This window comes from Aliivibrio finisterrensis, from assembly GCF_008933155.1.
Taxonomy (GTDB): domain Bacteria; phylum Pseudomonadota; class Gammaproteobacteria; order Enterobacterales; family Vibrionaceae; genus Aliivibrio; species Aliivibrio finisterrensis.
Genome location: NZ_WBVP01000001.1, coordinates 1 through 18,361, shown reverse-complemented (window position 1 = coordinate 18,361; position 18,361 = coordinate 1). Strand labels below are relative to the sequence as shown.

General features: G+C 39.1%; 13 protein-coding genes and 1 tRNA gene. 9 read left to right on the top strand and 5 right to left on the bottom strand.

The genetic code is table 11. The features are described 5' to 3' along the window. The first annotated feature begins 63 nt into the window (after positions 1-63). The 3 genes from ihfA to F8B77_RS00060 all read left to right on the top strand — a co-directional run bounded on the left by ihfA (position 64) and on the right by F8B77_RS00060 (position 3,437). Complete coding sequence (gene ihfA, locus F8B77_RS00070; RefSeq protein ID WP_005419121.1) at positions 64-360, top strand: integration host factor subunit alpha; 297 nt, start codon at positions 64-66, stop codon at positions 358-360. 196 nt (positions 361-556) lie between these two features. Beyond that, positions 557-1,558, top strand: a complete 1,002-nt coding sequence (locus tag F8B77_RS00065; protein WP_151652663.1) for a succinylglutamate desuccinylase — start codon at positions 557-559, stop codon at positions 1,556-1,558. A gap of 97 nt (positions 1,559-1,655) precedes the next feature. Beyond that, entirely contained in the window at positions 1,656-3,437 is a 1,782-nt protein-coding gene (locus tag F8B77_RS00060; protein WP_151652661.1) for a M3 family oligoendopeptidase, read from the top strand. A 131-nt stretch (positions 3,438-3,568) separates the two neighbouring features. On the opposite strand, the gene F8B77_RS00055 is transcribed toward F8B77_RS00060, so the two are convergent. Continuing rightward, complete coding sequence (locus F8B77_RS00055) at positions 3,569-4,051, bottom strand: YajQ family cyclic di-GMP-binding protein (RefSeq protein ID WP_130046274.1); 483 nt, start codon at positions 4,049-4,051, stop codon at positions 3,569-3,571. 16 nt (positions 4,052-4,067) lie between these two features. Further along, the gene (locus tag F8B77_RS00050; protein WP_151652659.1) at positions 4,068-5,120 is read right to left on the bottom strand and encodes a 3-deoxy-7-phosphoheptulonate synthase; all 1,053 of its coding nucleotides are present in this window, start codon (positions 5,118-5,120) and stop codon (positions 4,068-4,070) included. Positions 5,121-5,329: 209 nt separating this feature from the next. On the opposite strand from F8B77_RS00050, the gene F8B77_RS00045 reads away from it, so the two are divergent. Then, positions 5,330-6,214 (top strand): putative PEP-binding protein, encoded by an 885-nt coding sequence (locus F8B77_RS00045; RefSeq protein WP_151652657.1) that lies wholly within the window; start codon positions 5,330-5,332, stop codon positions 6,212-6,214. A gap of 85 nt (positions 6,215-6,299) precedes the next feature. Here F8B77_RS00045 and F8B77_RS00040 read toward each other — a convergent pair whose 3' ends face one another. Then, the gene (locus F8B77_RS00040) at positions 6,300-7,655 is read right to left on the bottom strand and encodes a hypothetical protein (RefSeq protein ID WP_151652655.1); all 1,356 of its coding nucleotides are present in this window, start codon (positions 7,653-7,655) and stop codon (positions 6,300-6,302) included. A gap of 89 nt (positions 7,656-7,744) precedes the next feature. On the opposite strand from F8B77_RS00040, the gene F8B77_RS00035 reads away from it, so the two are divergent. After that, positions 7,745-8,581, top strand: a complete 837-nt coding sequence (locus tag F8B77_RS00035; protein WP_151652653.1) for a CvfB family protein — start codon at positions 7,745-7,747, stop codon at positions 8,579-8,581. A 196-nt stretch (positions 8,582-8,777) separates the two neighbouring features. Here F8B77_RS00035 and F8B77_RS00030 read toward each other — a convergent pair whose 3' ends face one another. Next, complete coding sequence (locus tag F8B77_RS00030) at positions 8,778-10,331, bottom strand: diguanylate cyclase (protein WP_151652651.1); 1,554 nt, start codon at positions 10,329-10,331, stop codon at positions 8,778-8,780. Between the two features lie 197 nt (positions 10,332-10,528). Here F8B77_RS00030 and F8B77_RS00025 point away from each other — a divergent pair. Continuing rightward, positions 10,529-10,605 (top strand) — tRNA-Val (locus tag F8B77_RS00025). Between the two features lie 62 nt (positions 10,606-10,667). On the opposite strand, the gene F8B77_RS00020 is transcribed toward F8B77_RS00025, so the two are convergent. Beyond that, positions 10,668-11,528 (bottom strand): helix-turn-helix transcriptional regulator, encoded by an 861-nt coding sequence (locus tag F8B77_RS00020; protein WP_151652649.1) that lies wholly within the window; start codon positions 11,526-11,528, stop codon positions 10,668-10,670. 117 nt (positions 11,529-11,645) lie between these two features. Between F8B77_RS00020 and F8B77_RS00015 the strand changes: the two genes are divergently transcribed. The 3 genes from F8B77_RS00015 to F8B77_RS00005 all read left to right on the top strand — a co-directional run. Beyond that, on the top strand, positions 11,646-15,218 hold the full coding sequence (locus tag F8B77_RS00015) for a hypothetical protein (protein WP_151652647.1): 3,573 nt from the start codon (positions 11,646-11,648) through the stop codon (positions 15,216-15,218). Next, positions 15,200-17,266, top strand: a complete 2,067-nt coding sequence (locus tag F8B77_RS00010; RefSeq protein ID WP_151652645.1) for a hypothetical protein — start codon at positions 15,200-15,202, stop codon at positions 17,264-17,266. The genes F8B77_RS00015 and F8B77_RS00010 overlap by 19 nt, the downstream gene beginning before the upstream one ends. A 142-nt stretch (positions 17,267-17,408) precedes the next feature. Then, positions 17,409-18,361, top strand: a 953-nt coding sequence (locus tag F8B77_RS00005; protein WP_151652643.1) for a type I restriction-modification system subunit M, incomplete at its 3' end; no start/stop codon positions are given.

Sequence of the window (18,361 nt, the reverse complement as noted above, 5' to 3'; positions counted from 1 at the left end):
TGTTCAGTTTCCAGTTACAGTAAATACTGTAGCTCTGTCTAACGTAACTTGAGGGTAGTTTTTATGGCACTCACTAAAGCTGATTTGGCTGAGACCTTATTTGAAAAAGTTGGATTAAGTAAACGCGACGCCAAGGAAACGGTAGAAGTATTTTTCGAAGAGATTAAGCAAGCTCTAGAGAGTGGTGAGCAAGTGAAATTATCTGGATTTGGTAATTTTGACTTACGCGAAAAGAGCGAGCGACCTGGACGTAACCCAAAAACTGGGGAAGATATTCCAATTTCTGCACGCCGCGTAGTAACATTTAAACCGGGACAGAAACTGAAAGCCCGCGTTGAGAATCTACCAGTAGAAAAATAATCTTGCCATCTTTGGCTGAAGAAAATGAAAGCTGTATGACAATTATTTGTTATGCAGCTTTTTTATTGTCTTGATTTTTCTAACTTAGAGTTCCATTGTGTTTGAACTCACACAATTGTTTGTATTTTGTTAAATAACATTAACGTAAATGGTACAGTTTTTTGGTTGAATATTTTACCAAGGAAGAGAGGTACCAATGGATCATATTTCATTTATTCAAAATACCTTAGATTTATCTGTCGCTGTAAAAGAAAAAAGTTGGTTACTTACGGATGGCACTCTGGTTATTTATCATAGTCGAGGTGTCGTAGAGTTTGTCCCAAGTTTAGATTTTACCTCTAACGGTGCTGTTGTATTGTCATCAGGGCTCCACGGTAATGAAACATCTCCAATAGAACTACTTGATACTATCATTGAAGATATTCAAAGCGGTAAGCTCTCATTGACTCAACCTTGTTTATTTATTTATGGACATCCTGCAGCAACACAGCAACATACTCGTTTTATTGATACAAATTTGAATCGTTTATTTAGCAGGTATCAAACCCCTGATGATAGCGCTGTAGAAGTAGCCTTAGCGAATAGGCTGATGGAAAGTGTGGACCGCTTTTTTACCAAACATGATGCACAAGAAAAATGGCATCTAGATCTTCATTGTGCAATCCGTTCATCGCAGCATTACACTTTTGCAATTCATCCATATAACAGCCATTACAAAAGATCAGAGCCATTACTTCGCTTTCTATCACAAAGTAAAATCGAAGCCTGCTTATTTTCAGAAGCGCCATCATCAACCTTTAGTTGGTACAGTGCAGAGCATCATGGCGCTCATGCTGCTACTGTTGAGCTAGGTAAAGTTGCAAAAATGGGTGAAAATGATCTTACCTTACTTGCTGATTTTGAAAAAGAACTCCGACATTTTCTCAGCCATGCTAGCCATAAAGGTAATGATAAGGTTACATCGAGTGTGATTGAATACCAAGTAACCCGAAGTATTATTAAACACAGTGAACAATTTGAATTTCATTTTCCATCTGACTTAGCGAATTTTACTCAATTTAACGAGAATGAATTACTTGCCGAAGATGAAGGGGTTAAATACCGGGCTCAACGTGGGGGCGAAAGTATTGTGTTTCCAAATGCGAAAGTAGAGAAAGGACACAGGGCGTGTTTGTTGGTTCAAAAAATAGAAAATTAAGACGAATTAACTTAAAAAATGCGTCTCTATCAATAAATTCTTTATCCAATGAATTCAATTGTTATGATGTAAAAAAACAAAATAAAAGGACATGATAATGACAGCACCAAGTTGGGATCTCTCTATCGCATTTCAATCACTTGATGATCCAAAGCTAACAAATACCATTACTTCAATTGAAGAGCGTATTCTTCATTTCGCTGCTAATAAAATTAATGTCAACGTTGATGGGTTGCAGCAGGCGATTATTGAGAAAGAATCCATTTCAGTGCAACTAGCCACGGTGGGGAGCTATGGTAACTGCATTGCTTCTGTAGATGCATTAAATTCTCAAGCCAAAGCATTGGTTAATCAAGTAACAAAGCTTGCGTCGGACCTGTCTCAAGCTTTTAGTCCGTATCTAGATGCGATTGTAAATGTACCAACGGAATGCTTTGAGCAAGTATTGTCACTAAACGATGAGTTAGAAGCACAACGTTTCTTATTAGAAGAAGAGAGAAAACTGGTAGCGACCAGACTAAGCGTGAAAGAAGAGCAGTTATTATCAGCCATGAGTGTTGATGGTAAAAATGCCTGGGGTCGTTTATATGACAATATTACAGGCTCTATGAAAGTGACACTGCAACTTCCAAATGGAACAGAGGAAATCATTGGCTTGTCTCAAGCGGCAAGTATTCTCTATGGCAGCGATACACTGCGTAGAGAGCCAGCATGGCGCGCAATACAGCTGGCAATGAAACAAAACCAAGAAAGTTTTTCTGCCATCTTAAATGCACTCGCAGGTTGGAGATTAACAGAATACCAAAAGCGTAGCGCTGCCAATAAGCTGCACTTTCTTGAACCAAGCCTACATGGTAGTCGTATTGAGCAACAAACGCTGGATAGCATGATCTCGGTGGCAAAAAAGAACCGCGCAGTAGGACAAAAAGCAGGACGCTTAATGGCAAAAATGTTTGGAACTGAGCAGTTAACGCCATGGGACCAACAGGCGTCAATGCCACCATTAGTAGGAGAGGCCTCTAATTACAGCTTTGATGAAGCCATTGAAATCATCAAAGATGCTTTTGCTGGTGTGTCTCAAGATATGACAGATTTTGTTGATTTGATGGTTAAAAATGGCTGGATTGATGCCGCACCACAAGAAACTAAACGTCTTGGTGCTTACTGTACTAAATTTGCAGATACACGTACTCCTTTAGTCTTTATGACTTGGGGTAATAGCATGTCTGATGTATTAACGCTTGCACATGAGTTAGGTCACGCCTTTCATAACTGGGTAATGCGAGACATGCCATTATGCAAAACCAAATATCCAATGACGTTAGCGGAGACTGCGTCAATCTTTGCAGAAAACGTTGTTCGTGATGCATTACTGGCTAAAGCAAAAACAAAAGAAGATAAAATCGAAATGCTATGGGAAGAATTATCTTCAGCACTCGCATTAACCATTAATATTCCAGTACGTTATGAGTTTGAAAAAGCATTTTATGAGCAACGTTCAACGAAAGAGCTTGGGCCAACTCAACTCTCTGATTTAATGAGCCAAACATGGTCTGAATGGTACGGTAATGCAATGTCTGAGCCCGACCCCATGTTCTGGGCAAGTAAGCTTCACTTTAGTATTCCTGAAGTTAGTTTTTATAATTACCCATATTTATTTGGTTACTTATTTAGTATTGGTGTTTATGCACAAAGAGAGGCAAAAGGAGAGAGCTTCTACCAAGATTACGTCAGTTTATTGCGTGATACTGGCTCTATGCGAGCAGAAGAGGTAGTTCAAAAGCATTTACAGATGGATTTAACCAAAGAAGATTTTTGGCAACAGAGCTTAGACAGAGTAAGTCAACAAATCGATGAATTTGAGCGATTAGTCAGCTAATTTTAAACTAGAGACTAACAAATAATATAACCGAAAATAATAAAAAGCGTCTCACTGCTAAACAGTAGAGACGCTTTTTTATATTTATCAAACAGTAATGTTTTTTAGATCATCACTATGTGAAAACTAGATTAGTCACGGAAGTTAGTGAACTGGAAAGGCTGACCAAAATCACCTTCACGAACAAGTGCCATTGCAGCTTGTAGATCGTCACGATTCTTACCAGTAATACGCAGTTGTTCGCCTTGAATTGCAGCTTGAACTTTAATTTTTGATGCTTTGATTTCTTTTACTAATTTCTTAGCGATAAGCGTATCAACACCTTGTTTAAAATCGATATCTTGATAAAAGTTTTTACCAGAGTGAACGGCGTCTTTGATCTCCATTGCACGAGCATCAACACCACGTTTTGCAAGGTTACCACGTAAAATGTCTACTAACTGAGACAGTTGGAAGTCATCTTCCGCTTTAATTTTGATGTTTTCGCCTTTTAATTCAAAGCTAGCATCAACGCCACGAAAATCGAAACGAGTAGCTAATTCACGAGTCGCATTGTCTACCGCATTTTTTAGTTCAACATTATCAACTTCAGAAACGATATCAAAAGCAGGCATAGTTTTAATCCTTAAATTAACGAGATGTTTTAATTGTGTTTGATAACATGTCTAACATAGTCACGGTATCTTCCCAGCTTAGGCATGGGTCAGTAATTGATTGGCCATAAGTCAGGTTATTTAAATCAGTCATTGGTTGATTGCCTTCAATAATGAAGCTTTCGGCCATAATACCAACCACTTTATTGCTACCAGACTCTATTTGAGCGCAAATATCTTTGGCTACATCAAGTTGGCGGCGGTGTTTTTTCTCACAGTTTGCGTGGCTGAAGTCTACAATCAGATGAGGTGGTAAATCAACATCCGCTAAGCGTTGACACGCATCCGTTACCGAATCAATATCAAAGTTAGGCTTATCGTTACCACCACGTAAGATAACGTGACCAAAAGGGTTACCAGCAGTACGGTAAACCGTCATACGACCTTGCTTGTCTGGAGAGTAGAAAAAGTGAGACGCTTTCGCTGCACGAATCGCATCCATTGCTATTTGTATATTGCCATTTGTGCCGTTTTTAAAGCCAACAGGGCAAGATAGGGCGGAAGCCATTTCACGGTGAATTTGAGACTCAGTCGTACGAGCGCCAACAGCACCCCAAGTGATTAAGTCAGCAATATATTGACCCGTGATCATATCTAAAAACTCAGTTGCAGTCGCTAAACCCAGTTTGTTGATATCAAGCAGGAGCTTACGCGCTTTATGAAGACCAGCTTCAAGTGCATAACTGCCATCTAAGTTAGGATCGGTAATTAAGCCTTTCCAGCCCACAATGGTGCGCGGTTTTTCAAAATAAGTACGCATAACGATGAAAAGCTCATCTTTATACTGATCTTGTATTGTGGCTAAGCGTTGTGCGTAATCTAAAGCTGCATCTGTATCATGAACAGAGCATGGGCCCACAACAACTAAAAGACGTTTATCTTTGCCAGTTAAAATTGCTTCAACTTGTGCGCGAGAGTGATCAATATGTTCAGCAACCTCATCTGTAATAGGGTGAGCAGTCGTAAGCTCAGCAGGAGTTGGCATAGGGCCTAATGGCTGAGTACGAAGTTCATCTGTTTGAAATGGCATAGTTTCGCCCGTTAATTCTTTAATACACAAGGATAAGATAACGGAAAATCAAGGGGGATGAAACCCAAAATTTTTTTATAGCGCAAGAAGAGTAAATAAAAGTTAACGTATTGTATCTTTTAGGCTTGAGTTGTTGCTCATGTATCGGTATGTTCAACATAAATAACATTAAATAATGAAACCGACTTATAGAGTTCATTGGAGCAAGCATGACAGACACAATTTCACCAACGCTAACTCGTGTGGCAAGTTTACCTTCATATCAGTCTCAAACCGATTCAGAAGCGACTTTGTATGTTTCTATTGCAGGGTTAATCCAAGAGCATTTATTTTATCACCCAAAAGCCGTTATTAAAGCACCAAAAATGAGCGATATTGATGCGCAAAGTTTAGCCATTATTATTGAAGGGGCAGCAGATGGTAAAACACATTTCGTAGATACTTTAGCTAATGAGATCCTAGCGAATATCAAAGCATCAACAAAAGAAGTGAAAATTTCGTTCTCAGACGCTGATAGTGCTGCATTTGCGGGGTTACTGGGAGGTCAACTAGAAGCACATGAAGAAAACCCAAAAATGGGTGTGCGTGGTGTTACTCGCTTTGCCTCTGATGCGAGTACAGAGCAATTTGCCTTAGAGTGTGAAGTGATTAAAAAAGTTATCACAGCGACAACAGCAAGTGTACAAATTGCGGTGCCATTTGTGCGTAATTTAAGTGATGCAGCAACCATAATTGACCGCTTAGCAATTCAAGGTTTGCCACGTGGTTTAAATGGCTTACAAGTTCACTTTGTGTGTGAGGTACCTGCCGCGGCTTTAATGGCAGATAAATTACTGCAGTACTTTGATGGTTTAATTATTAATGTGGATACGCTGACGCAATTTACGTTAGGCGTAGATAAACAAAATGAAGCGCTAGAGTATCACTTTGACCCACAAAACGAAGCCGTTCTTCATCTTGTAGGCAACGCGATTCAGGCGGCAAATAAAGCGAATAAGCCAGTGTTAACAACCATTGATGAATTGGCTCAAAACCCGCGCATTCAAGAGTTGTTAGAGCAACTGACAGCGACAGAGGTTGTAGTTACCGCGTAACGATAATTGACTACCGTTAAGATACAAAAAAACGCTTTAGGTGATTAAACCTAAAAGCGTTTTTATTGTTTGAAGTTAAGTAGTATTACTTATCGATAGCAATTTTTTCAATATCGATAATTTTTGAGCGGTTTACAATGATCTTCCAGCGGTGCAGTTTGGTGCTGTAATCATCCATGGTTTCCCGCACGATTAAATTAATTAAGTGGCGTTTTTCAACCGACTCTTTACTCACTTGCCCTTCATTTAATTGATAAATCTTCTGAGAGCCTTTTTCCATTAATCGAGCGATAGGGCGAAGATCCACTAACATGGTTTCTCGCGTCTGTTCATAACCACTCATAAACTTAGTTATCGCCATTTTGGTTTGGCTTTTGTATGACAGAACCACTTCTTCACGCTGTACTACACGGTGTTTACGCAGTTTTTGAATATCAGAATCCAACTCAGAGAACGTCATGTAATCAAGCCACTCTAGTTTGCGGCCAACATAAGTGTTGGTGGTAGGGTCAAGATAGCGTTTGCGCCATTTGGGTTGGCCTTTACGTATCCAGCGCCACATAACATCACGCAAATCATCTTTAAAGACTTCACGCATCGCATAAATAAACGATACTGCAAAGATAAAAGAGGCGGTAATTTCACCCAAGAAGCCGCGTGCTTGAATTACCATTAATGAAACAAAGATCATCACAACAGCCGTTGCGCCACCTTTAACCATACGTTTAATGTGTTTACCAAGCGCCAGGTTTTTTTCTTTCAATACGATAGGATACTCAATTAAACGACGAAGTAAGCGCATTTTATTCGACATACGAGTAATATCCTCACGCGCTTTACGAGAGTTATAACTCTTATCTAAGCGATGGAGGTCTTCTTTTTCACAGAAATCGATAAGTTTCTCTTTTACTTCTTTATATTCTTCATTGCGTGGCATGTGCGCAATCAGAGAAAGAAATTTCTGTTCAGTATACCAAGAAAGGTAATTGTCGATATTGGCGTAGTAACGCTTTAATGCATCATCATAAGGTACGTTACGTCGTAACTTTCTGAGGATATCAATCGCTAATTCAATCGCATCTTCAACTTCATCATGCGTGATATCGTCACGAGTCGTATCGTTAAGTTGCTGTATGGCTTTCTCTAATGCCAAAGCATATTGATAAGCATATAGACTCAAACTTAAACGGTATTGTTCAGTAGACAAGCGTCCACGCTGTGCTAAACGGGAGTGCACAAGGGGCAGGTAGTTTTTATCACTGAAATACGTACGGTAGCTCTGGATTGAGTTGTAATAAAACTCAGATTCAGAAACCATGTCCTTGTTTAACCCAAGTTCTCCAGGAACAAAAAGAAACATCTCTAGTTCGTGCTGCTTAGATTCTTCAACAATATGTGAGATTTTTAGTGATAAGCCATCTTTCTTACCAACTGTAATCACAGGGAATTCCTATAAAAATGGTAATTCATAAAGCAAGCATATCAGAGTTCAGGTATAATCGCTGAGTATTTTATTTAGGAATTGAAGTAATGATTAAAATTGGTCAAATCAACAAATTAGAAGTAACAAAAATCGTAGACTTTGGCGTCTTTTTAGATGGCGATGATTATGGTTCAATTCTTCTTCCAAGTCGTTTTGTTCCAGAAGGCACAGAAGTTGGCGAAGCGCTTGATGTGTTTATTTATCTTGATTCAGAAAATGAAGTGGTAGCCTCAACTGAAACACCAAAAGCGCAAGTAGGTCAATTTGGTTTAATGAATGTCATTGGTACTAACAGCATTGGTGCATTTGTTGATTGGGGTATTGCGAAGAAAGATTTATTAGTTCCATTTAGTGAACAACGCGGTCGCTTAAACGAAGGCCAATCTATTCTTGTTTATGTATATATCGATAAAGCGTCTAGCCGTATCGTAGGTACAACTCGTTTTAATAAATGGTTAGATAAAACACCAGCAAATTACGAGCAAGGCCAACAAGTCGATATCATTATCGCCGAGCGTACCGACCTTGGCTATAAAGCCGTAGTTAATGGCGAGCATTGGGGGCTAATCTTCCATTCAGATGTGTTTGGTAAGCTATTTATTGGTAAGCAGTTAAAAGCATTTATTAGTGATATGCGTGAAGATGGCAAAATCTCATTGTCATTACAGCGTCCAGGCGTTGCACGTATGGATGATTTAAGCGAAAAAGTATTGGCTACCTTAGAGAAAAAAGACGGTTTCTTACCATTAAGTGATAAGTCATCACCAGAAGCAATTTTTGCTGAGTTTAGAACCAGTAAAGGGACGTTTAAGAAGACCATCGGTGGCCTATATAAAGCAGGCAAAGTCACCATTACAAAAGAAGGCATCAACCTCGTTAAATAACTGAGTGTTGAACCAATGTCCCCCTAAAAATAGCCCGTAACGATTATTGGTTACGGGCTTAGGGAAATGGCTCAAATCACTGAGCCTTACGCTAATAAAATAGAGAACTTACTTTACTCAGCCTAGTACAGCTTCTCAGCTTGTCTATTATTTATTCCCTTTTTTATTTCTCTTATATCGGTGAAGACCATTCAGTTTACAGCTCTTGATAATGAGTAACCTTATTTCGGCCCGTATTTTTTGAGTGATATAACGCTTTATCTGCCTGTTCAATTACATCATCTAATAGCACATTTGGTTTACTGATTGTGGTTATTCCCGCACTTAATGTTACTTTCTCGGGCAGCGTATTGTACTGATCGATTTTCTTTCGGACTTGATCTGTAAATCGAATCGCTTGTTTTGGGGTGCTTTCTTTCATAAATAACACAAACTCTTCACCGCCATAGCGTGCTGCTAAAATATGCGGGTATTGTGAAATAGCTTTACCTACTATCGCAATGATTTTATCACCGACTATATGACCATAGTTGTCATTGATTCTTTTAAAAAAATCAATATCTAACAGAATAATAGAGTAGGGTTTAAAGCTTGCTGAGTGCTGTGTATCTTTAATATGCTTCGATGCCATCTCATGAAAAGCTCGACGATTAAATAAACCAGTTAAATAGTCACGATTAAGTACGTTAACAAGCTTTTTATGTCGATGATTAAGCAGTAGCAATAGAATAATAATTATTGTAGCCAGGCTTAAAACTAAAGCTAATAAGCTATAGAGAAGCGTATTGGTCGGGCGATGAAGTTCATCACGAGAAATTCCCGAGACAATAGCCCAATCAAGGTAAGGGTAATAAATATAAAGAACGTCTTTTTGATACGTATTATTATCAATAGTAATTTGATATGAATAATCTTCAACATTTGCGGTATGAAAGATCGTCTCTGATGAACCGTTAACTAGGTTCATCTGTAAACTGTAACTGTGTGCTGATTGTTGGATCTTTTTAAGTAAACCGTCAGCATTTTCACCAATCAAACTACGAATATTTTCTCCTTCATAGCTAGGGTGGAGGATAAGTTCACCAACTAAGTCAATGACATAAACGTAACCGGTTTTACCATATTGATACTTATTTAATTTATCTTTTAGAATAGTTTTATCAATGAAGTGTAAAAGCTCATTTTTATAAGCACTGGCAGATATAACAAAGTCCAACTCTTCTACATAAATAGAATAAGCCAGTTTTCTGCGTGGTTTCTTTTCACCTGGGTTTGTCCATAAGTACTCAACAAAATGATCATCATTATCAATTTGTTCTTGAATGTGCCGATACTCACTGACGTTCCGACCTTGAAAAATAGGGTGATACACCAATTGGCCTTTAGAGTTTAATATATACGGATAACCAGTATCACCAATTTTATTAGAGTTAATGTAATTTTGAATTAACGCATTCTTTTGCTCTGGAGTTAAAGAGGGCGAGGCTTGAATTTGAGTGATAAACTTAGCAGAGGTAGTCACAATGCCCCTTAAATAACGCTTAATTGACTCATTAAGTGCGGTATCAACAATATCATAACTGGCTTCAATAGAGTTATTGAACGCTTTAAATGAAGAGCTGCGGATTGTTTTTTCGACCGCTTGAAAGCTTTGAATGCTAAACGTTAAAGAGATTGTGGCAATACCAATTAATAGTAGAATCAAAATAGGTTGTAAAAAGCGTAAATGATGAAAACGAGATTGAGGCATGAGATAAGTCCTATTGACAGTGTGCTGATTCTATTTTAAAAGGCGCTAACTAGCAAGTTGCTCTGTTTTTACACGCTTTGATCGAAAAATGGTCAAACGATTGATAATAATAAAAAAAGACTTGCAGAGTAAAAAATAACTCGATATTATCCATCTTGTTCTCAAGGAGGAGTCAATTACCTCTCGGTTAACGATTTGCCCGCTTAGCTCAGTTGGTTAGAGTACTTGCATGACATGCAAGGTGTCACTGGTTCGAGTCCAGTAGCGGGCACCACATTATACGAAAGAGCCCACCTAGTGTGGGCTTTTTTGTGCCTGTAATTTGTTGTTTTAAATTTAAAATGCTAAATATGGTCTCAATTCCTCAAGGTTCCCTAAGATAATCTGCTGTCCTTTGGGGTTCGAGTTCAATACATTGATATCAATATTATATGCGTCTAAAACATAGCGTACTAAAGCAGCGTTAGTCGTTATGTGCAGATTTCCATTTTCCATACCATAATCATTAGCAATGATCGCTGCTTGAGCTTCAGTTAATCTAGGGTCTGGCATTAATTCGATATAAAGCTGAGTGTTCCAAGTTTTATCTTCATCTTTTCCCATTACTATTTTATCGTTGATGTCAGGAATACCACGAATACGACTAAGAACAAAATCTCTGTAGTCTTTGGAATGCTCACAATAAGCACGAACATGCCAACGCAAAGGGGTACAGACGAGCGTATGTGGAGAAATAATTCGTTCAACTTCCTCGCCATCTCTTAATGATGTGTAGCTTATATCGACACGTTTTTTATCTCGAATAGCTTGAACTAGCGGACGTAAAATGTCCGGTGAGATATTACGTGTTACGGGGCGGACCATTGTCGTATTTTCAAAGCCCATATCAAGCTCATCAAAAGTTACCATCATGTCTTCAGTGCGAGATAAAACATGTAAGTACTCGTCTGCATGACCTAGTGTAAGCTGAGGAGTAAAGCTCTCACTGGGTTTATAGCCTTTTAAATGTTTGTCGTAAATTAGGTTATCAGGTGCGATATTTGCTAAATAACTGTTTATATCTTTTGATGCTTGTTGGCGACCAATACCAAAGCTTTGGATTAGATTATTGGTAGTCAACCTTCCTTCCCATAACGCAATAATCTCAATCATTCTGTATCGAAAAAGAAGATCCCATCGAATTGGCCATTTGGTCATAGTTTGTTTCCTGCCTAGTTATGTTACGTGTATATGTAATCAGTATTTACCTGTCGTTAATAGCGTCATATTATGATCTGGTTAATTAAACATCAATAGCTGTTGGGGTAGAATTGTATGAACATATCGACAGAAGCATTTGAGAGTTTTGATTTTAAGCTTACTCCCGATCCTTCACCGCTTGATCAGTTGATCACAGAATCACTCGAAAATCACATTGAAATCAATGGACCTAAATCGGGAGCTTTACTCCCATTACCATTTCAGACAGGAATAGGCAAAACATACACGGCATTAAACTTTTTACTCCAGCAGATGTTAGATGAAGTACAAAATGAGTTGAAGGATGAACAGAGTCATAATAAATCTAAACGCTTACTCTATTACATTACAGATTCGGTAGATAATGTAGTAAATGCAAAAGCAGATTTGTTGGAATTGATTGAGAAGCAAACAATTAATGGAGAACCATGTTTTAGCGCAGAACAGCAAGAATATTTAAAATCACAAATAGTCCATTTACCCAACCAGTCAGAGCAGCTATTGCAATGCACTGATGCCGTCTTAAGTGAAATTTTAAATGGATTTGATTTGAACGTCGAGCGTGATGTTAAAGCAGAGTGGAGTGCAATATCTGGTTTAAGGCACCATGCGAGCAAGCCGGAAGTTAAAGTTTCTTTGAACAGGCAAGCTGGTTACTTTTATCGTAATTTAATTGCTCGTCTACAAAAGAAACAAAAAGGGGTCGATAGGGTCTTGCTGAAAGGCTCTTTATTGACCTCTGTAGAAGCACTGTTACCAGGAGAAAAAATTCGTAATGGAAGCGCTCATGTTGTTTTTTTAACGACCAGTAAGTTTTTGAAAGGTTTCCATAATACTCGTGCGCGTTATAGCCCTTTACGCGATTTAAGTGGTTCCTTGCTGATAATTGATGAAATCGACAAGCAGAATCAGGTCATTCTTTCCGAATTGTGTAGGCAGCAAGCGCAAGACTTAATTTGGGCGATAAGAACCCTGAGAGCAAACTTTAGGGAGCATCAACTTGAGAGCTCGCCTCGTTACGATAAAATTGAAGAATTGTTTGAACCACTCCGTGAGCGACTTGAGGAGTTTGGCATTAAGTGGAATCTAGCATTCGCATTTAATACAGAAGGGCCTAACTTGAACGAGCGACCTGTTCGATTGTTTTCAGATAGAAGCTTCACGCATGTCAGTAGTGCGACTCATAAGCTGTCATTAAAATCAGATCTATTGAGACAGAAAAATCTCATATTCAGTGATGAGAAAATAGAAGGTCCTCTCATTGGAAATAACGGCCTTTTAACCCGCTTTGTTAATGAAGCGGATGTTATATACCAGTGGTTTCTTGGCACAATGCGTAAGGCTGTGTTTCAGTACTGGGAGAACGTTCGTAGCCTTGAAATTGAAGGGCGTGAAAATCGAAGCCTAGAAGGAACATTTCAAGAAGCAGTTCAATCTCTGCTTACTCACTTCAACTTGCAAGAATTTGAATCTGCTATTTACGAGTCATTTGATACTAGGGGGCTACGGCAATCAGCGGGCGGTAAAGCGAACAAATTAAGTTCTAGCAAGAGCTATCATCATACTGGATTAAAACTTGTCGAAGTTGCTCATAATCAGGGAACTCGAGATACCGTAAATTGTAAAGCGTCATTCCTAAACCTTTCACCATCGGGTGTTTTGGCAGATATGGTGGATGCAGGAGCAGTCATTCTCGGTATCAGTGCAACAGCAAGAGCAGATACCGTAATACATAACTTTGATTTTAAATACTTGAGTGAGCGTTTGGGTAAAAAGCTTTTGTCTTTGTCAAGAGAACAAAAGCAGCGGGTAAATGATTATTATCATAGTAAGCGCAACTATAAAGATAATGGTGTGGTTTTAAAGGTTAAGTATCTTAATAGTCGAGATGCGTTTCTTGATAATTTGTTAGAAGAATATAAGCCGGAGGCTCGCTCAAGCCACTTTATCCTAAATCACCATCTGGGTATTGCGGAATCAGAACAGGCATTTGTTCGGAGCTGGTTGTCTAAGCTCTTAGCCAGTATTAATGCGTTTATATCAGTTCCTGATAATCGTTATATGCTGTCGCTGTTAAACCGTAGTCTTGACACAACACGTCAGGATATTAATGACTTTATTCAGTTCTGCTGTGATAAATGGGCAAAAGAATTTAATGTCGAAACCAAGACATTTTTTGGTGTCAATGCTGATTGGATGAGACATATTGGGTATGATGAAATTTCCAATCACCTAAATACGGTTGCAGGAAAAGTCGTTGTATTTAGCACATATGCTTCAATGGGCGCTGGTAAAAATCCTGATTATGAAGTTAATTTAGCGTTGGAAGGCGAAAGCCTAGTATCCGTTGCAAATGTTACTTATAGCAAGCAGCAACGTAGTGATATAGATAGCATTTATCTTGAAAAACCTACTCAGCTACTGTTGTCAGACGATTACTCACATACCGCTAACCAGCTTTGTCAATTCCACCAAATTCTATCTTTGCAAGAGAATGGAGAGCTGTCACCAAAAAGCGCTGAAAGCTGGTGTCGCCAACAACTTATGGGCATTAGTAGAGAACGCTCTTTACAGCAATATTACCAAACAAGTGACTACCAAAGTGCTGTAAGTAAGTATGTTGAACAAGCGGTTGGTAGAGCTGGGAGAACGTCTCTGAAACGAAAACAAATTCTCTTGTTTGCTGATTCTGGTTTGAAAGAAATTCTGGCAGAAGAGAGTAGAGACACAAGCTTGTTTTCTCATGAATATGTTGCTTTGGTTGATAAAGCGAAATCAGCGAATAAGTCTTTAGTTGAGGACAGGGTTGTTCGACGGTTATTCAATCTTGCTCAAAGAAACAACAAAGACGGTATGCAGTCAATCAAAGCACTAGTAAACCGTCTACATAATCAACCTGCATCCGACAGTGATATTCAAGAGTGGCAAGACATTAGAACTCAGTTACTTCGTTATCCGACGGTGGGTTTTCAGCCAGAGAGATTCAATCGATTGTACTTACAGTCGATGACCAAAGGGTATTACCGTTACCAAGGTAATTTAGATGGTGATCCGAATACTTTCGAGTTCTTTGATAGAGTTCCTGCGGGCTATATGGTTTCAGAAGAGTCCTGTAGTTTGGCAAAATTAGTTCAAAACCAGTACGTAAAGCCGTGGTTTGAGTTAAGAGGTTTTGCTTGTTCTTGGAAGGAAGAAGATTACGTGATGACTCCCGTTATGTTTACCAACATTTATAAGGGAGCATTGGGTGAGCAAGCGGTAGAGGCGGTGCTAACAGCATTCGATTTTATCTTTGAAGAAGTTCCAAATTCTATTTACGAGCGATTTGATAATAGAGTCAAATTTGCAGGGGTTGAGCAACCGATCTGGCTAGACAGCAAGTACTGGAAGCATGAAGGTAATGAAAGCATTGAAGACTACAGTTCGAAAATTGCGCTAGTAGAAGAAGAGTTTGGACCGTCGAAGTTTATTTATGTTAATGCGCTAGGGGATGTATCAAAACCAATTAGGTATTTGAATTCATACTTTATCGAAACGTCACCACAGTTAGCCAAGATCATTGAAATTCCGGCATTAATTGACGGTAGCAATGCAGAAACAAACCTAACATCAATACAGGAGTTGATAAAATGGTTACACAACAGCTAGAAAGCACGTCAATTGGTCCTTTATCTACCCTAATTGAAAAAATATCAATTGATAATGAGTGGGTTGATCAAAGTTTCGCGATTTATTGTGTCAGTTATAAAGGTATTGATGATAACTCAGAACGATCTAAGCGTTTGGTGACATTAGCGTCTGAAATCTATAAATCAGGAAGTGTTTATTGTTTAGTGAAAGGTACCAAGAAAGAAGCATGTTATTGGGTGCTGTTACCAAGGGATGCAAAATTAGAGCTCAAAGACACGTCTTTGGCTATTAAACCAAGTAGCGCTGCCGAGCTACCAACCTGGAAACTGGCTCGTTTGCTGATCAAAGCGATCCCCAAAGTATTGAGTGGCACTACGCCTGATATAAAACGCTTTGAAAGTGAAGGTTTGTATTATCTAGTTAAAAGTAAAAAGTTACCGAAAGGGCACTCTGGCTATGAATTAACTGCCATGGAAATCGACTTAGCGCCATGTGGAGCACTTGGTTATCAACAAATGTTGTCAATGAGCACTAAAACGTTTTCTCCTTTGTCTTGGTTTACGTTAGAGAACGGAGATATACAAAAAAAGGCAAAGTTTGCTACTCGTTATCAACTTGATGATGTGGGGATGTTGGTTAGTAAATCCTTAAAGGGCGACTACATCAAGAAGCCTCTTTACTCTAATGCGAAGAATCGAATTCAGGCTATTGATATTACGAAAGAATCTTATAGTGGTTTTCAGCTATCTAAGGTCGGTATTCTTGAACAGTTTATGAAAGATCTTAAGCAAGCTTATGGCGATTCAGTATCTCTGAACTTACAGCGAATTCCCGGAGAAAAGCACAGATTTGTTTCAGATACGATTGTCAAAAATCATTATGTAGAAATATTTAATGCGTTGAAAGAGCATCGTTTGGTGATCTGTGATTTAACAGAAAACCAAGACACCGATGCAGCATTGACCCTGCTTCATGGTATCGACCACCTAGGCATAAACGCTGAAGTCGCAGAAGCTCCAATTCGTGGTGCATTGAATATCTTAATTGTTGGTAATAAAGACACCTACAAGTCAGCTGAAGAAGACCCGTATCAGGTTTATCGCAAAAAATACCAAGATACAGTTTTCCAGTCATGCTATCCAGAACGATTATGGGATCGCAGAGGACAGCCAAACCGTCATGTGGTGGAAGTATTGCTAAAAGAATTACTTATTAAGCTAGAAGTTCATACAAGAAAGCATGTGATTGAGTATCCAACTGGGCCTGAAGGGGGCGTATATTATATGCCTAAACGACCTCAAGACGAGTCTTCAGATATCAGAGATGGAGCGTGGCCGATTTATGCGTCTAAGTTCGTGGGTGATGAATGGCAATATACACAAGCGACTCAAGAGGAGCTTGAAGATCTTGAGCTTGATTTAGGTGATGATAAATGGCAAGTTTTTCAAGGCTATCAACGTTCCCCTGTTATCTATTGGCCTGAATCTGGTGACTATGCCATTTTCATTGATACGGATATTCAAATGCTGCCGGAGTTTGAAGCTATTGCAGAGCGGTTGCGTGAACTTAAAGAAGGGCGTTCACAAGATGTTCCAATCGCATTATTGACTCAGTTCATTGAAGAAAACCCAGATAGTAAAGTAGTCAATAAACTCAGAGCAATACTGTCGGAATGGGATGATACCGCTCCTTTACCATTTGATTATTTTTCGACGATTTCGTACAAAAGTAATGATGAAAAACAATTTTACGATTGGCTGCGCGATCAAGGGTTCTTTTTAAAGACGTCAATGAGAGGGCAAAAAGAGGGATATTTTAATGCTTCATTAGGTTTTTTCTATAACCGAGAACAGGGAATGTATTTTGCTGGTGGTAAAGGTAGTCCACAAAGCAAAATCGAAAACTTTAGCCATTTATACGTAATAAAACATTCGTTTGATGTGCTACCAGAAGAGGTTGAAAACTTGTTTGACGTTTATCACTTAAGGCACCGTTTACCAACCGTAACGCCTTATCCATTTAAGCATTTACGTGAGTATGCAGAGATGCAACGTTTTAAATCTTGATAACAGATAAGGAAATGAATCAGTTAGCGAATGAAACCAATGTTTTATTCGCTACTTGTGTCAAAAAACAGTAGAATTCACTCAATTACCCTTACTTTTATTGTTTGATTTTTCAAGCAACTATCGCTAAAAGAAGAAAACTATGGACCACTCAGTACATAACAAACTCGTTTCATTTATTTGGTCGATTGCCGACGACTGTCTTCGTGATGTCTATGTTCGTGGTAAATACCGCGACGTTATTTTGCCTATGGTGGTTTTACGCCGTCTGGATACGCTTTTAGAGCCATCAAAAGAAGCCGTATTGGAAGAAGTGAAATTCCAAGTCGAAGAAATGAATGAAACAGAGCTTGATGATGCCCCATTGTGTGCTGCATCAGGTTATGTGTTCTACAACACTTCCAAGTGGACCCTGCAAACGCTATTCAGTACAGCGACCAATAACCAACAGATTCTGCTGGCTAACTTCGAAGATTACCTCAATGGTTTTAGCGACAACGTAAAAGAGATTGTTGAGTGTTTTAACCTGAAAGCTCAAATCCGCCACATGGCAGGTAAAGACGTTTTGTTAGATGTGGTAGAGAAATTCGTCTCGCCATACATCAACTTAACGCCAGAGGTGAAAGAAGATCCTGAGGGTAACAAACTACCAGCGCTCACCAACCTTGGTATGGGTTATGTATTTGAAGAGTTGATCCGTAAATTCAACGAAGAGAACAACGAAGAGGCGGGTGAGCACTTTACTCCGCGTGAAGTTATCGAACTGATGACGCACCTTGTCTTCGATCCAATCAAAGATAACTTGCCACTTTCAATCACAGTGTATGACCCTGCATGTGGTAGTGGCGGTATGCTGACAGAAACACAGAACTTTGTTGAAGAGAAGTACCCAGCATCGAACCGTGATATCTACCTTTACGGTAAAGAGATCAACGATGAGACCTACGCCATCTGTAAGTCAGATATGATGATCAAAGGTAACAACCCAGAAAACATCCGTGTTGGCTCAACCCTTTCTACTGATGAATTCTCATCAGAGCGCTTTGACTTCATGCTTTCTAACCCGCCTTACGGTAAGAGCTGGGCGAGTGAGCA